The organism is Kaistella sp. (genome assembly GCF_032060305.1).
In the GTDB taxonomy this organism is placed as follows: Bacteria; Bacteroidota; Bacteroidia; order Flavobacteriales; family Weeksellaceae; genus Kaistella; species Kaistella yananensis.
On sequence record NZ_DAMBHK010000007.1, the window covers coordinates 1 to 16708 of the forward strand.

General features: G+C 39.6%; 15 protein-coding genes. 4 read left to right on the plus strand and 11 right to left on the minus strand.

Features of this window, described 5'->3' with window-relative positions; genetic code table 11:
* Window positions 1-338 (plus strand): hypothetical protein (locus tag V5N63_RS01715; RefSeq protein WP_332032448.1); only part of this gene is annotated, 338 nt, incomplete at its 5' end.
* A gap of 72 nt (window positions 339-410) precedes the next feature.
* Here V5N63_RS01715 and V5N63_RS01720 read toward each other — a convergent pair.
* The 4 genes from V5N63_RS01720 to V5N63_RS01735 form a co-directional block, all read right to left on the minus strand.
* The gene (locus tag V5N63_RS01720; protein ID WP_332032450.1) at window positions 411-1745 is read right to left on the minus strand and encodes a trigger factor; all 1335 of its coding nucleotides are present in this window, start codon (window positions 1743-1745) and stop codon (window positions 411-413) included.
* Window positions 1746-1830: 85 nt separating this feature from the next.
* The gene (locus V5N63_RS01725) at window positions 1831-2388 is read right to left on the minus strand and encodes a hypothetical protein (protein ID WP_332032452.1); all 558 of its coding nucleotides are present in this window, start codon (window positions 2386-2388) and stop codon (window positions 1831-1833) included.
* A 10-nt stretch (window positions 2389-2398) separates the two neighbouring features.
* Entirely contained in the window at window positions 2399-4783 is a 2385-nt protein-coding gene (locus V5N63_RS01730) for a TonB-dependent receptor (protein ID WP_332032454.1), read from the minus strand.
* A gap of 90 nt (window positions 4784-4873) precedes the next feature.
* A complete protein-coding gene (locus V5N63_RS01735; protein ID WP_332032456.1) occupies window positions 4874-5230 on the minus strand; it encodes a hypothetical protein in 357 nt (118 codons plus the stop codon).
* A 158-nt stretch (window positions 5231-5388) separates the two neighbouring features.
* Here V5N63_RS01735 and pfkA point away from each other — a divergent pair, with 158 nt between their 5' ends.
* Both pfkA and gap read left to right on the plus strand, forming a co-directional pair.
* A complete protein-coding gene (pfkA, locus tag V5N63_RS01740; RefSeq protein WP_332032458.1) occupies window positions 5389-6375 on the plus strand; it encodes a 6-phosphofructokinase in 987 nt (328 codons plus the stop codon).
* A gap of 56 nt (window positions 6376-6431) precedes the next feature.
* Window positions 6432-7436, plus strand: a complete 1005-nt coding sequence (gap, locus tag V5N63_RS01745; protein ID WP_332032460.1) for a type I glyceraldehyde-3-phosphate dehydrogenase — start codon at window positions 6432-6434, stop codon at window positions 7434-7436.
* A 66-nt stretch (window positions 7437-7502) separates the two neighbouring features.
* Here gap and V5N63_RS01750 read toward each other — a convergent pair whose 3' ends face one another.
* Window positions 7503-8645 (minus strand): DEAD/DEAH box helicase, encoded by a 1143-nt coding sequence (locus V5N63_RS01750; RefSeq protein ID WP_332032462.1) that lies wholly within the window; start codon window positions 8643-8645, stop codon window positions 7503-7505.
* A gap of 160 nt (window positions 8646-8805) precedes the next feature.
* On the opposite strand from V5N63_RS01750, the gene V5N63_RS01755 reads away from it, so the two are divergent.
* Complete coding sequence (locus V5N63_RS01755; RefSeq protein WP_332032464.1) at window positions 8806-10011, plus strand: oxygenase MpaB family protein; 1206 nt, start codon at window positions 8806-8808, stop codon at window positions 10009-10011.
* Between the two features lie 52 nt (window positions 10012-10063).
* On the opposite strand, the gene V5N63_RS01760 is transcribed toward V5N63_RS01755, so the two are convergent.
* From V5N63_RS01760 to V5N63_RS01785, 6 genes are all read right to left on the minus strand, one after another.
* Window positions 10064-12934, minus strand: a complete 2871-nt coding sequence (locus tag V5N63_RS01760; RefSeq protein WP_332032467.1) for an alpha-amylase family glycosyl hydrolase — start codon at window positions 12932-12934, stop codon at window positions 10064-10066.
* A 123-nt stretch (window positions 12935-13057) separates the two neighbouring features.
* The gene (locus tag V5N63_RS01765; RefSeq protein ID WP_332032469.1) at window positions 13058-13786 is read right to left on the minus strand and encodes a DUF4230 domain-containing protein; all 729 of its coding nucleotides are present in this window, start codon (window positions 13784-13786) and stop codon (window positions 13058-13060) included.
* Window positions 13787-13863: 77 nt separating this feature from the next.
* Complete coding sequence (locus V5N63_RS01770; RefSeq protein WP_332032471.1) at window positions 13864-14403, minus strand: hypothetical protein; 540 nt, start codon at window positions 14401-14403, stop codon at window positions 13864-13866.
* Window positions 14404-14415: 12 nt separating this feature from the next.
* Window positions 14416-15441, minus strand: a complete 1026-nt coding sequence (locus V5N63_RS01775) for a LuxE/PaaK family acyltransferase (protein WP_332032473.1) — start codon at window positions 15439-15441, stop codon at window positions 14416-14418.
* A 50-nt stretch (window positions 15442-15491) separates the two neighbouring features.
* The gene (locus V5N63_RS01780; protein ID WP_332032475.1) at window positions 15492-15872 is read right to left on the minus strand and encodes a GxxExxY protein; all 381 of its coding nucleotides are present in this window, start codon (window positions 15870-15872) and stop codon (window positions 15492-15494) included.
* An 8-nt stretch (window positions 15873-15880) separates the two neighbouring features.
* Window positions 15881-16693, minus strand: coding sequence for a UDP-2,3-diacylglucosamine diphosphatase (locus V5N63_RS01785; protein WP_332032477.1), 813 nt, complete (start codon window positions 16691-16693; stop codon window positions 15881-15883).
* Between the last annotated feature and the right edge of the window lie 15 nt (window positions 16694-16708).

Sequence of the window (16708 nt, forward strand, 5' to 3'; positions counted from 1 at the left end):
TTGGAATGTCGATAGGCTTTGGTGAGGTTTATATTGCATTTACTTTTCTTATTTCAGCCATTATTATCATTAATTCTGCAGAATATGTCACCAGGTATTTTTTGCCGCAGCATCACAGCAAACTCCTGAGACTGCAGCTTTCTGCTGAAAACTTCTCACATAAGGAAGGAATTCTCAGGGAAATTAAGAACATCACCAAAGATGTTTCAGCAATTTCGCTCGAGAAAAAAAACAACAGCATTCTTATTACACTCGATATTCACATCAAAAATAAAGATATCCAGAAGCTGGAAACTTATCTTCTCAGCAACAGTGATCTGGAATATTTCAGCTACTGATTTTGAATAAGAATTCCACAAAAAAATCCGTTCTGCATTTACAGAACGGATTTTCTATTTATTGAAGTGAAATTACTTTTTCAGTTCTTCTAAAAACTCATCGTGAGAGATTTTAGTGGCTTTTTTAGTTGCTTTCTCCAGGATTACATCTTTCAGTTTTGCCATTCCAACTTCTGCGGAAATCTGACGAACCTGCTCTTGGTCTTTCAGCATTTCAACTGCATATTTCTGAATTTCTTCATCTGATAAATGGTGGATTCCGTAGATTGCCAACTGGTTTTTCACCAACTGCTCAGCCTGAGAAAGGATATCAGCATACTCCAGTTTAATCTCGTTATCGTTCATCAGTTTACCTTCAAGAATCTGGTATTTTAACTGATTTCTTTCCGCTTCAAGAACTTCTTTAGCTTGCTCTTCAGACTTGATGTTTTCGTTGCTGAACATTAAGAATTTAACCAAGAAATTCTCAGGAAGTTTTACTTCTTCTTTTTCGTTGATCTGCTCAAGAACTTTGTTCACGAAATGTACATCTGCATTTTGCTGGAAATACTCATCCAACTCGCTCTTTACTTTTGCTTTAAGCTCCTCTTCAGATTTAATGTTTCCTTCGCCATATACTTTATCGAATAAATCCTGATCAAGTTTTGCCAAATCCAAACCATAGAAATCTTTCACTTTCACTTCAAGCTGATCGTGGTGAAGATGCTCTACTTCCGCTTTGCTGAAACCTAATTCTGTAGCCAAAGTTTCGTTTTTCAGTAAATCTTCTTTAGAAACTTTTACGGTTTCATCCATTTTCAAAGCTTTAACAAGGTTGAAAGCTTCTTTTTTCTCTGCGTTAATTACAACAGATTTTGGAGCGTGGTTATGCTCTCCTTCTGCATTTTCTTCAACAACCTGGCTGATTTCAAGGGCTACATGAGAATCATCTCCGATTACTTCTTGTGGAACCTGAGTTGCGAAACGCTTCTGCATATTTTCAATGCTTTGTCCGATTTCTTTATCAGAAGCTTCTACCTGATAGTGTGGCGCTTCATACTTACTTAAGTCGACGGTGAAATCTGGCTCGTAACCAACTTCAAAAGCAACAGAAAGCTGCTCTGCATTAAGGTTAAGGTCATCTACCGGTTGTGGTACAGGCTGGCCAACCAATCTAAGTTTGTTCTCGTTTACATAGTTATTCAGTGCATCAGAAACCTGCTTGTTGATTTCTTCAAAAGCGATACCAGCTTCATACTGCTTTCTTACCATGCTCAATGGCACTTTTCCTTTTCTGAATCCAGGAACCTGTGCATTTTTAGCATAATTGATCAGTTGTTTTTCAACTTTATCTTTGTAATCCGACTTATCTATCGTAACTGTAAGTAACGCGCTTACTTCATCGTGGTTTGTCGCTGTAACGTTCATTGTTATGTTTTGAAAATTTAGGTTGCAAAAATAGGAATTATTTTTTAGATTTTAACATTCATATAATACTAAAGAACGTTAAAAATCAATTACTCATGCCAAAAACAGCAACAGCGTCTGTTTCACCGCCTTCCGCTGTTCCGAATGCAGAGCCGGATTGCTCTTCGCTTACCGAAACTGCATCGTGAATTAAAAGCAATTCCAGCTTTGGCGAAGTTGCGTTTACCGCTTTGATAACGTTCCATTTTGTATGGAGTCCGACTTTATTCCCGTCGGTTCTTGTGGAGGACTCGTCGTCTTCCCGTGTTAACTCAACCTGCGAACCCTGAAAATCGAAAATCAGGAAATGTTCGTCTTTAGCAGATTTTATACTTTCGGTTTCATCTTCGTTACCGTTTTTAAAAATGGCTTCAACGGTATAGGTTTTTCCGTCTTCCAGCTTTATGACAGGATTTGTTGCAGCATTTACCGTATAATTATAGGTTTTTACGATTCCTGTAACATCATCCTTAATGTTGAGAATGATATTCGAAATATCTTCCTGCGAAAGTACATCTTCATCTTCATCTGCTCTGCTGCAGGCGATGGAAACCAAAGAAAAGAAAACGATGAGTAAATATTTTATATTTTTTAATGATTGCATGCTGTAATTTTTAGAAGTTGTATTTTACATTGAAAATGATGTTTCTGCCCATTTCATAAGAGAAAAAACGCATCCTGTTAAGGTAATCCCTGTAGTTTTTATCGAAAAGATTCGTCACATTCAAACCGGCAGAAAAATGCTTATTTAATCTGAAGCCAGTCTGTATGCTCCACAATGCATAAGCTGGTGGCGGCGTAGATAAATCGAGGGTTTTCTCTACTTCTTCCCCATTTTCATAAACGTTTATGGTAGGATTGAAAAGCGGATATTCCTTTTGCTGCAGGAAGGTTTGGTTTTCGATTTTGAAATAGAAGTTTTTCCATTCTGGTTTAGAAAACTCAATACTGTTCGCAAAATTCGGCGGCAGCATGAGGATCAAAGGCTGATCATTCGTCTCATCCGTACCTTTTACATAAGCAAAGCGGCCTTTGTAAGTAAACTTTTCATTAATTTTCAGCTGTGCATCGAAATCAACTCCGAACATTCTCGCATCAATCTGTTCATAACTCCAAACCGGGAAAACGCCGCGGATGGTGTTCTGAATACCCGTCGGAATTTGGTTGATAAAGTTTTTGGTAAGAAACAAATAAGGATTCACTGAAAGCTGCAGACCTCCCAAAACATTAAATTTAGAATCGATGTTAAGATTGAACTGGTTGCCTTCTTCATTTTTCAGGCGCATGTTCCCAAGTTCCAGAACCGCGGCAGAATGATGGAGTCCGTCCGCAAAAAGTTCAGCAATATTGGGTGTTCTTGCTGCTTTCGCGTAATTGAATTTGAGACTGAAATTTTCTGAGGGATTTAAATCTATACCCGCGTTAAAAGACAGATTTCTGTACGTTAAAACCGGCTTTGTAAAAACCCTGTTTCCATCGGTTTCTACATAAAATTCTTCGAAATCTCCATCATAAAGGTTATTCCAGTCATTTTCATCGTACCATTTTTTTACCTTATACTTTGTGTGGTCATAACGCAAACCGCCTTCAACATTCAGTTTTGGATTAATTCTGTATTTGAGGACAGAATACATTCCACCCGCATATTTCGTGTAATTGGGAACGAGCCTTCTCGCCATAGTTTCTGGTGTGGAATAATTATACTGGTAGGTTAAATCGATTCCAGTTTCCAGATTCCAGTTTTTTCTTTCAATTAAGTTGGTAATATTCAGATTATTGGTGAAAAGCTCCAGGTCGAGCGACGGAATTTCTGAAAGTTCGCCTCTTCTTAAATCATACTCTTTGCGGTGATTGTACTGAAAACTGTAATCGACAGAAAATTTTCCCAAATCTTTAAATCTTTTGTAAGCTGAAATTTTAGCCAAATGATGCTGGATCTGCTGTTTCGGATTGTCGATCGAATAAGAAAAATCCCTCGTGTAAATGGGCAGGTCAGAATTTAATACCGTATAAAAATCCTCAAGATTACCAATATGGGAACCACGGAAAATACCGATTTCCTGATCCGTCATGCTGTAATCCGCCGATATTCCCTGAAGGAAACTGTTGTTTTGCACCGTAAAACCAAAAGAATTAAAACTCATCCCCGTGTTCATCAACAGATAATCGGGAGTTTCCAGGTCGCCAAGTTTTTTATAGCCTCCGTTAGCTTTCACGGCCCAGCCATTTTCCCAGGTTTTCATCACATTCAGGTCAACACCGATTCCGCGTCCGTTGGAAATCCCGGAGACATTCGCAGACCCTTTCAGCGTATCAATTTTTTTGAAGGTTTCAGGAACCAGCAAAACAACACCGCCGATTGCATCACTGCCATATTTCAGCGCAGATGCACCTTTAATGACATCGATATGTTCGAAATGGGTAATGTCGACATTCGGTGCATGCTCCACGCCCCATTCCTGTTCGGCCATCTTCACCCCGTTATTGATGATTGAAATCCGGCTTCCGTAAAGTCCATGAATAATAGGTTTTGCGATATTATTTCCGGTTTTCAGAGCGCTGACTCCCGAAATTCCCGATAAAACATTCCCCAGATTTTCGGTGGAATTTCTTTCGATTTCTTTTTTATCTAATGTCCTGATAATTAAAGGAGTCGACTTTTTATGCGCGGCGTGAATGGTCACCGTTTCGATATCTGATATATGATGTTCAAGATTAAGGGTAATTTCTAGATTATTATTTACAGTGATCTGATCAGTATAGGCCTCACAATCGGGATGGGTTGCGGTAATGGCATACTTCCCTTTTTTCACGGAACTGAAACTGAAAAACCCGTTATGGTCCGAAGTTTCGGTATAATTTCCTATTTTGATAACGGCGTTTTTGAGCGGAATTTTATCATGAAAATCGATAATTTTGCCCTTAATTTTAAATGTTTGCTGTGCGCTGATGAGCGTTAATCCGAAAAAGATTAACAGGATATTGAAAGTAAATTTCATTTAAATGTAAATTTCAAATTAATTAAATACGAAAAATTTAAAGATTTAATCAAAAACCTTTAACAATACATTTCACTGGAAATGTGTAATTTAAATGAAATTTGAAGGCGGACCCCGAAGTTGGAAAGAGAAGAATTCAAGCTTAGAAAACCGCTGGGTATACGCAGATATTTCTTTCTGAAAATCATCGGGCTGTACAAATTTGAACTGAAAATCCTCCGGAACCAGAGAATGACCGTCGTGAAGCAGATGACAGGACAAGCAGTCGGTAAATTCCTGTGAAAAATGACCTGGCGAATAAGTTTTTTCTGTTTTCTTAAAATTAAATTCCTTGAAAACTTCACCGCTGCTGTGATTGTGAAAATTCTGTGAGAACAAAGCCACGAAAAGATAAACCGCTGTAAAAATTACGGCTGCCAATCGCTGATATGTTTTATTTCTCAACATTCCGCAAAATTAATCAATATTTGCAGATTAAAAAATTAAACCTGAGGTTTACCGCCCATTTGGGTGATGATATTAATTTTAAATGATATTCCAAAGCTGTTAAATGTTAGGCCAATATTTGAGAGAGATTTTGTAAATTTGTCCTGAAATTTTAATATATGGAAGAAAGTGCAGTAAAAAAGATAGCGGTTTTCACCTCAGGTGGTGATGCCCCAGGGATGAACGCCGCATTGAGAGCGGTAGTACGAACTGCAAGTCATTTTAAAATAGAATGTTATGGTGTAAGAGAAGGCTACAATGGTCTTATTAATGATGATTTTACCAAAATGGGACCACGGTCGGTGAAAAACATCATCGGAGCCGGGGGCACCATCCTGAGATCAGCCAGATCTCTGGAATTCAAAACCAAAGAAGGGCGGCAAAAGGCTTACGATAACTTGGTAAAACGCGGAATCGACGGTTTAGTATGCATCGGCGGTGACGGAACTTTTACCGGAGCAAAAATTTTCAACGAAGAATTTGGAATTAAAGTAATCGGTATTCCGGGAACTATAGACAACGATATTTTCGGGACCGACAATACCATTGGTTATGATACCGCGCTGAACACCGCGATGGAAGCCATCGACAAAATCCGGGATACAGCAACCTCTCACAACCGGGTATTTTTTGTAGAAGTAATGGGCCGTGACGCAGGATTTATTGCCTTGAACAGCGGGCTTGCTACCGGAGCAGTTGATATTCTGATTCCTGAACGAAAAGACAGCATCGATGATCTTTTCGAAACATTTGAAAAAGCAGAAAAAGCCGGAAAAACTTCAAGTATTGTAGTCGTTGCCGAAGGTGAAAAACTGGGCAGCATCTACGATCTGGCAAAAGCTACAAAAGCAGGATTCCCGGATTATGATATCCGTGTAGCAATTCTGGGGCATATCCAGAGAGGTGGCTCACCAAGCTGTGCCGACCGGGTTTTAGCAAGCCGCCTGGGATATGGCGCGGTAATAGGTTTAATGGCAGGAAAAACCAACAAGATGGCAGGAATGCAGTCCAATAACCTGGTGTATACCCCTTTTGAAGAAGCCATTAAAAAACATAACGAGATTGATCAGAATTTGCTGAAGCTTTCAGAAATACTGGCGATATAGCAGGAAAACCTGTCTTTAAAATAATAAACGTTAAATAAATTTATAAACAAAGTATTATGTCAACAATCAAAGTAGGAATCAACGGATTCGGCAGAATTGGGCGTCTTGTGTTCCGAGCAATGACCGAAAGAGAAAACATCGAAGTTGTAGGAATCAACGACCTTATCAATGCAGAATACATGGCTTATATGCTGAAGTATGATTCTGTACACGGCGAGTTTAAAGGGACGGTTTCTGTAGAAGGAAACGACCTTATCGTAAACGGTAAAAAAATTAGAGTTACCGCCGAGAAAGACCCTAACAACCTGAAATGGAACGAAGTAGGTGCAGAATATATCGTAGAATCTACAGGATTGTTCCTTTCTAAAGAATCTGCGCATGCTCACATCAATGCAGGTGCAAAAAAAGTAATCCTTTCTGCTCCTTCAAAAGATGATACGCCGATGTTTGTGATGGGAGTAAATCACAAAGAATTAACAGACGATATCAAAATTTTCTCTAACGCTTCATGTACCACCAACTGCCTGGCTCCATTGGCAAAAGTAATTCACGATAATTTCGGAATTGTAGAAGGCTTAATGACAACCGTTCACGCAACTACAGCTACTCAGAAAACCGTTGACGGACCATCAATGAAAGACTGGAGAGGCGGCCGTTCTGCTTTGAACAACATCATCCCTTCTTCTACAGGTGCTGCAAAAGCAGTAGGAAAAGTAATTCCTTCGCTAAATGGTAAACTTACAGGAATGTCTTTCAGAGTTCCTACCGCCGACGTTTCTGTTGTGGATTTAACAGTAAGATTAGAAAAACCAACTTCTTACGAAGAAATCTGTGCAGCAATGAAAGCCGCTTCTGAAGGCGAACTGAAAGGAATTTTAGGTTACACTGAAGACGCAGTAGTTTCTCAGGACTTTGTGGGCGAAAAAAGAACTTCAGTATTCGATAAAGATGCCGGAATTATGCTTTCACCAACTTTCGTGAAATTAGTTTCATGGTACGATAATGAAATGGGATATTCTAACAAATTGGTAGATATGCTGGTTCATTCCGCTTCTTTGTAAGAACTGAACAAACAATCCAAAACAATAAAAACCTCTCAGCTTTGAGAGGTTTTTTATGTTTTTCGGTTAATATCCGTGAAGATTAATGTCTTCCGTTCTTATAAGTTCTACCCTTTTGCCCATCTTTTTCTGGATCACCCGGAAATGCTGCAGTTCGTCGTCCGTGAGCAGAGTAATTGCAGTTCCGGACTCCAACGCACGCCCGGTTCTACCGATACGGTGCACATAATCAAGCGGTGAACGTGGAAGCTCGTAATTGATGACGTATTCCAAAGAATCAATGTGAATTCCACGCCCAATAAGATCTGTAGCGACAAGGATTTGAGTTTCGCCTTCTTTAAAATCTCTTAAATTTCCGGATCTCGAACCCTGGGATTTTTTACCGTGAACAGCGGTTGCAGGAATTTTATTTTTCTTGAGTTTTTCTGCCAGATTGTCGGCACTTCTTGTGGACGAAGTAAAAACTAAAGCCTGCCTGATCTTTTTTTCTTTTAGTAAATATCTTAAAAACGGACCTTTTCTTTCTTCAGCAACATGATAAGCAAGTTGCGTAATCTTATCGAGATCAACTTCTTCGGCTTTAATTTCTACGAGGACCGGATTGATGGTCAGACGTTTTTTGATTTCTTCCACTTTATCGTTCAGCGTTGCGGAAAATAAAACCGTCTGTTTTTTGGAAGGCATCATGGCGAAGAGCTTATTCATTTCATCTTCAAATCCCAGCTGGAACATTTTGTCGGCTTCATCAATAACGAGGTGACTGATTTGAGAAATACTCAATGCTTTATGCTCAATTAAATCAAGTAATCTTCCCGGTGTCGCGACCAAAACTTCTACACCGAACATTCCTTTCATTTGCGGATTGATTGAAACCCCGCCGTAAACTGCCATGGTTCGGATTTCCCGCCTCAGATTTTCTGCAAAAGCCCTGAAAACCTCATCAATCTGAATCACCAGTTCCCGTGTCGGTGCTAAAACCAAAACTTTAATATTTCTGTCTTTTTTAACTTCTTCGTCCTGAAGTTTTTCCAGAATTGGCATTACAAAACAGGCCGTTTTACCCGATCCTGTTTGGGCAATTCCCATCAGGTCTTTCCCCGATAAAATCACCGGAACGGTTTGCTCCTGGATTGGAAAAGGTTTCAGAAAACCAAGTTTTCTTACCGATTTTATAATATTGTGTGACAAGCCTAAAGATTCAAAAGACATATAATTTTAGTTTAATTTGCAAAGATAACCTATTCAAAACAGCATTTCTGCTTTTAGGATTTTACTTTAATAGAGTATCAATAATTTGTAACTTTAATGGCTTGAAGATTGCAATCCTGTAATTTAATTTTTTGAACCGAAATTGTAAAAACACGAATTAATGAAGGCTGAACCCCGATTTCACAACGCTCCGCATTTCAAAAATTTTTGGGAAAAAGGCAATGGAAAAGAACTTTTGGATTGGGCAGATGTTACACCCGATCTCGGTAATTTCGAAAAATATGCGTCACTTTATCATGAGGTGGATGTTTTGAGTGATGATTTGGTGCAAGAAACATACCTGAAACTTCCTTATCCGGAAGCCAGTGCCCTGATTAAGAAATATTCAACCTCAAAGATCTCCGAAAACGCTGATGAGCCAGAAAGTTTAAAAAGATTTTTTCTCCATATGCAGGAGGTCCCAAACTGGTTTGATGAAGATTTAGCCAACAGCGGCGCAAGACTCTGCATGAGAAGCGGAACCAACGCACTGATTATTCTTCGGGATTTTGTCCTCATGGGCGGCTATGACTATGCCTATCTCAACAAACCCTTAATTTTTACGGGAGCACTTAAAAAAGGCGCCGTAAAACGTCTGAAAGATACGCTCGAATTCTGGATTCATGTGACCCGGGAAGATGCTCTGAAAGTCAATTCTGAAGCCTACCAGCTCATTATAAGAACAAGACTCATGCATTCTTACGCAAGACTGAAAATTAAAGAAAAAGGAAAAAACTGGGATTACGAAATTTGGGGAGAACCGATCAACTTCTGGGACATGATTGCGACTTATACGGGCTTCAGCCTCGTGTTGATGCAGGGACTTAAGAAACTCGGCGTTAAGATTTCAGAAAAAGAAGAAGCAGGTGTTTTTCATCTCTGGAAATATATTGGTTATCTTCTCGGGATTCCCACGGAATTCCTTCCGGAAAACAGGCAGCAGGCCGTGGAACAGCTCTATTTATGGAGCACCCTTCAGGATCAAGGAGACGAAGATTCTGTACAGCTTGCTCAGGCACTTCTGGCAGAAAACCTGGAAAGCACGATTTACAAATATCCTTTTCAGCGCAAACTTCTGCTGAATCTTCACCAGAGCATGAACTGGTTTCTGCTCGACAGGGAAATTAACGAAAGGCTGCAGATTCCAAAGGTGGCGGTGACTGCGTTTTTTCCTAAATTCATCATTAAAGCCAATCAGATTGCACAGCAGATTTGTAATCTTGACGATCCCAGGAAATACAGAAAACTGGTTGAAATTGGCCATAAAGACCAGATGAAAGTTCTGGAAGACTATATCAAACACACTCCAAAAGATTTTCAGTATTAAAAAAAACGGTCCGCAAATCTGCGGACCGTTTCTCTCTTTTATTTTAATGTGATTATTTCACCATCATTTTGGTAACAGCAACTCCTTTGTCGGATTTCAGCTGAATTAAATACATTCCTGATTTCAATCCGCTGATGGAAATAGCTTCATCACCGTTATCTTTCGTTACTTTCACTGTTTTTACCAAAGCGCCGGTTAAGTCATAAATGGCCACTGTTCCGTTTTTCGCGTTGGTATATCTCAGGTTTGCGGTTCCGTTCGTCACCGGATTCTGAGTCAGGGTTAAAGAAACTTCATTTTTAACAGATCCGGTTTCATCCGTTGCCAAAGCAGAGGCATTTCCGAAAATCCTGAAACCTCCCGGCTCAATGGTAATCGGCGCCGTGGTACTTGAAACAGAAACTGAAGTATTGTCCATTAAATTCACCCAACTTCCGGTATAAGGAAAATCCGGAACGATGTTTTGCGGCGTTAAAGTAAAGTTGGCAAGAATCACCACATTTTTCAGCGCACTGGCTGCAGCGTTATTCCAGATATAAATCCGCGGCATCAGATTACCGGATTCTACCGTGAAAGTTTTTGTATTGAAAACTTCGTTGGCAAGTCTGAGTTCCAAAATTTTCGCCCAGGTATCGTAAACCGATTTTCTGGCGGCATCAGTATCATAACCTAATCCGAATGCTGTAGGTTTCGGGCTTAGTTTACAGTCGCCGGGAATCGCATCGCTTTCAGTGTTTACGGTAACACCGTCTTCACAGGTATAGATGCTTTTATCAAAACCTAATTCCGCGAACTGCCAAATCATTTTGGGTCCTGGAACATTTAAGAATACGGCCCCATAAGCCTTTTGTCTCTGAAGTGCATTGTTAAGGTCTCTCGTGCTGTAACCCGCGGTAGAAGCACCGAAATTGATGTTTTTGTACATGATTCTTTCTTCATCATGACTTTCGCCATAACTCATCGCTCTTCTCTCGGAGAAACCGTGGGCTTCAAAATCTACCCTGCTGAAATTGCTGCTTGCGGCAAATCCCATGGTATTCTGGTTATAAGCGTTCGTATGTTTATCCCACATCATCACTCCTTTTCCCTCTGCTGTGCGGTAATTTGCCCATTGCGCTTCTTCAGAATCCGTTCCTAAATGTTCAAAAATAATATAGGAAGTAGGATCATAGCTCCACTGTTTGTCAGCATATCCTCTTAAAATATTCACCCTGTCCTGTTGGTAAGCGTTGGTACACGCATCATCACCTGCAGTACAGTTTTGCGTAAATCCTTTCGTTAAATCCCAACGGAATCCGTCAACTTTGTATTCTTTAATCCAATGTTCAATAACACGGTCTACATAATATTTGGTTTCAGCTTTTGAGTGGTTAAAGTCATTAAATACGCTGTAAGAATGTTTTGCTACCTGGTTGAAATAAGGATTATCCGCAGCAGGATCACCAAAACCGTCGCCATCAGGATCTACCATCCACATTCTTTCGATAGGGCTACGTCCGGTCGCATGATTCAATGCAATATCAAGAATAACTGCGATACCGTTCTGGTGGCATAGATCGATAAATTCTTTAAATTTTTCCGGAGTTCCGTACGCTTTGTCAAGGGCATAATGGAAACCGGTATTATAACCCCAGGAATTGTTCCCGTCGAATTCCATCACCGGCATCAGTTCCACTGCGTTAATTTTCAGGGATTTTAAATATGGAATTTTATCAATGAGAGACTGCCATGTTTTCTGAGTAGTGAAATCCCTTACCAGAAGTTCATATACAATTAAATTCTCTTTTGCAGGTTTATTGAAATTGTTTACTACCCACGGATAAGCCGGTTTTGCAGTTTGAATTACAGAAACTTCAAAACTCTGTCCGGCAGGATAAGCCGGTAAATCAGGATAAACCATCGCGTTCTGATTGATATACGGATCATCGTAAGGCGAAAGCACCAAAGGCGAAAAAGGATCAGCTACTTTAATTCCATCAGCAGTTCTGTACTGGAAAGTATAAATCTGCTGCGGTGTAAGACCGGTAATTTCAATCCAGTAAAGATTAGGATTGGTCGTATCTCTTTTCATGAGATAATTCGCACTCACCGTCCAGTTATTGAAACTTCCGATGACGTGGACATAAGCTTTGCCGGGAGCATAAAGCGCAAGACCAACTTTGGTTGGGTCTGCAGGATCATAACTTATTCCTTGTTTCATATAAGCGGGAATTGGTGCCGTTTGAACCGGAAGCGCCAGCGAAACTGTAAAAGTTTTCACAACAGAACTCGCATCAGCTGGATTGGTAGCGGTAACTTCCATCGTTGCATCCTGGGTAACAGTGTACGGAAAATTCAGTGTGGTAGATGGCGCAGCGCTGGTATAAACCACAGCACCATTAGCTTTTACCTGGTAATTCGCAGCCAGAGAAGAAGTTCCGGTGATATTAATCACGGTACCGGAATTTACAACATTGGTACTTCCCGGTTGCGGATTGGTAAGGTTAAACTGAAACTTTCCTACATTCAGCACGATATCCTGGGACTGAACCGAACCATCTACCGTTTTTACCAGAAAACCGATTTTTGAAAGTGGATTGGTACGGTTTCCATAAAAAGATTTCACGGTATTCATCGTGAAAGTATAAGTTCCTGTTGTTCCAGAACTCGAAACATACGTGAGTTTATTGGCAGGATTAGAGGACGACCAGGTTCCGTTCGTCGGCGCATCAGCATTTACATTGTTCGAATCGTAAGACCACGCCCATAAGTAAAGCGCATGCGAAGTTCCTACGCCGAAATTGGCTTCATTTACAGTAAAAGTTACGGTAATCGCATCGGTTTCATCAAAAGTTGCCGGATTTACCGAATACGAAACAACTTGCTGTGCGACAGCAAAATACGGTAAAAGTAGGGCTAAAATGAGGGTGTAAAAATATTTCATTGGATAAAATTTAAGAATGTAAAAATAGTGAAAGTTATGACAAAACCAGCATTTAAACATTAATATTCCAAAGCCGTTTAATACTGCTTTTCATCATCTAAATAATTACTTACGCTGCTGCACTTACTGGCTGCCGTGCATCTTTCTGTAATCGATAAGATTCTTGGTTTCAGCGATTTTAGCAGGATTCTCCAGAACAAAATTTTTACCCGCCAACAGTTCGGTAAGCAAAGTGCGCATCTGTTCGGCAGCGACCTCGGGAAGGTGCGATTTTTTCGCAGCTTCAATCACCTGCTGTTTACCGTTTTGCTGAACTTTTGCGAGATCATCTTTGCTGAAAAGATTAAAGAACTGCTCTTCAATATTGTAATATTTGTAATCGGTTTCGGTGGAAATAATCTCTGGTGCAGGAAAATCCACAAGTTTCACGGTACGGTTCTGTTCATCGATCTGCCATTTGAATTTCTCGAAATCGTAACCCACCAGAACTTTAGCCTGAATAATGACCAGCGCTTTCTTTTTCGACGGTATAAAGTTGAAAATCTTCGAACTTTCTTCGTAATTGTAAATTTCATTGAAATGTCCCTCCGCAGAAACGATTTTGAAAACCTTGCGCATGCTTTCGGCAACCGTATGCGAACTTTCTTTTACTACAGCGGGATCGGCAGTTAATTTTTTAGAAGCCAGAAAAGCGATCACACCGCCAAGAATCAATCCGAGAACCAACATCAGCAAAGTCATCACTGAATTTACCGATTCGGCCTGCGTTAACTGATAAAGAAAAAAACCTAGAAAAATCAGCAGTAAAATCCCGACTGACCAAAGTATAATTCTGAATTTATTTGAAGCCATGCTGTGCGTTTTATTGTAAAGTTAGTAAATACATACTTTTAAACATCAAAAGCAGTGCTACATTTGCCTGGGAAAGCTTATTTTTTTCCAGAGACAGGAGGGGGCAAAATCAGTTCCTCCAGTTTCCCCTTCACTTCAAGTTTTTTGTAATAGTAATTACGCGCCATCATTTTAAGCATCAAATCTTTATCCACGAGATTCCAGAATTGTTCTTCGTGAACTTTTTTGGGTTTACGGATTTCATGAAAAGTGGTTTTCCAACTGTCAGGATTGTGGTCAAATTCGATGATTCCGCAGTGTTCAGGAATCAAATTTGCATCAATCATTCCCATGGGCAAAAGGAAACTGAAGTGGTTGCAGATATAATCTCCACAAGAAATTTTATCGTGTTTCAGGAACTTTTCCTTTGTCTTGGCATTCTTGTAATGTTTTTTGAAATCATTTTTGAAATCGGCTTTCGAGAATTTAATTTCAAACTCATGACTGAAACCTTCGGAACTTACGACCATAATATCCGCTTCCCAATCGGAATGAAAATGATTGGTCAGCACCAAATCTTTCTCGAAATCATAAAATTGGGAAATGAAATTATAAGTAAGCTCTTCTATTTTAATCATCAAATTAAAGAATTAAGACACCAAAAGGCTGCACCCGCGAATATCCGAATGATCGATCCTTCCCAAAACCTGAAATTTGTCATTGCGAAGAAACGAAGTTGATGAAGCCATCTCAAAATCGTTTATTATTTTGCCTAAATCCTGGGTCGCAATAAAACTGCAGGAATGGATATTCGCCAGATCGATGATATTGATAGCGCCGGTTCGGCCGTCTTCAAGGTAAGAAAACGGATCTTCGGTGTTGCGGATTAAAATGCGCATCCATTTCGGACTTTCGTAAATATTTTTTCCCAGCGAATAAGCCTGCGACAATAATTCCGTCATCGAATACTCAGAATAAATGTTTTCGGTTCCGAAACCGTTCTGCAAAATCCGGAGCAGTTCGTCTTTCGTCATTTCCTCTTTACGGCCTTTCATTCCGCCCGTTTCAATAACGGTTAAATTCTCCGAGTTTATATGTTTAAGGAATTCCGCATCACAAAAATCCAGATAATCGAGCAACGCGAAAGAAACACCGAACAGAATAACTTTCTTGTTCTCGGCTGAAAGCTGCTTCAGCAAATCAAAAAGTTCCTGATGATTATACAGAAAGTAGCCGTTTTCCGGTTTAGCCGATTTCTTCATGAGAAAATCGACCATATAAATTAAGGAAGAATGCGGATTTTCAGAATAATTGGGCAGTAAACCCACGAAAATATAGTCTTCCGGTTTACCGATAAACTGTGCGAAACTTTGGTAAATACTTTGTTCGTAAAGTCCAAAATCAGCAATAAAATGCCTGGAACGCGTCATTTGAGTCGTCCCGGAACTTTGAAAATAGTTTTCAGTGTTTGAATTTTTATCTAAAACCAAATGATTTTTGAACATCTCAATCGGCAGAAACGGAATTTTTTCCACAGCATCAATTTCAGCTGGACTAATGTTCAGATAACCAACAAATTTCCGGTAAACCTCCACGTTTTCATATTGATAACGGAAAGTTTCCAGACATTTTTTCTCAAAATCAGCTTCGGTTTGTATGTTGAAAATGTTTTGCATTATTTTTAACCACTAAGTGCACTAAGAACCTCACAAAGAACACAAATGGACTATAACTTTCCGTTGATTACCCGTTTGATTCCATTTTTAAATAATATAGTATTGAAATTAATAAGAAGACCCAATTTGCATTGACTTAATTTAAGATAAGTGAGAACCTGCGCTAAGTGAATATCATTTAGCGCTTCAACAGATTTTATTTCGATCACCAACTTGCGTTCTACCATAATATCGATTCTGTAACCAACATCTAACTTGACTTCGTCGTATATAAGCGGCATCACTTTTTGTTTTTCTATTAAAAGCCCTGATTTACACAGCTCATAATAGAGACATTCTTCGTACGCAGATTCCAAAAGCCCAGGACCAAGGCTGCGGTGCACCCTTAAGCCTGCATCAAAAATCAGCTTTGAAATTTCATTCTCGTTCATGCCTAATCCTAGTGTTCTTTGTGTAAATCCTTGTGAGCTTTGTGGTTTTCATGAGCAAAAGAAAGTAGTTCAAAATTCTGCCCGTTAAAAACACCATAAGTAAAATACGAAATCCAGTCACCGAGGTTGATGTATTTTGCCGTATTTTTATCAGAGTTTAAATCCAGTATCATCGGTAAATGCCGGTGACCGTAGATGAAATAATCAATTTTTTCGGTTCTCAGTTTTTCTTTGGAGTAGATGATGAGAAACTCCTTGTCTTCCCCCATAAATTGCTTGTCTTCTTCCCCGGAAATCATTTTGTTTTTGGTAGAAAAATAAATCGCCACCTTCATCGCGATATCCGGATGAAGCCATTTGAATCCCCACTGCGCAAAAGGATTTGTGAACAGTTTCTTCATTCTCTTGTAGCCTTTATCTCCCGGACCCAACCCGTCACCATGAGCAAGCAGGAAATTTTTTCCGTTAATCTCGAAGTACTGTTTATCAAAAAAAACTTTGCAGCCAATTTCTTCCTCGAAATAATTTTTCATCCAAAGATCGTGGTTTCCAACAAACATATAAAGTTCAATCCCTGAATCTTTGAGTTCAGCCAGTTTGCCCAAAACCCGCACATAGCCTTTCGGGATTACGTGATTCCACTCGTGCCAGAAATCGAATAGATCGCCCATGAGAAAAAGAACCTGCGCGTCGGCTTTAATTTCATCGAGCCAGCGGATGAATTTTTCTTCCCTGATCTTGCTTTCTTTGGCTGTTGGCGCGCCAAAATGCTGATCAGATGCGAAATAAACTTTTTTATCGGGCTGTAAACTGATTTTCATACTTTTGATAATAGA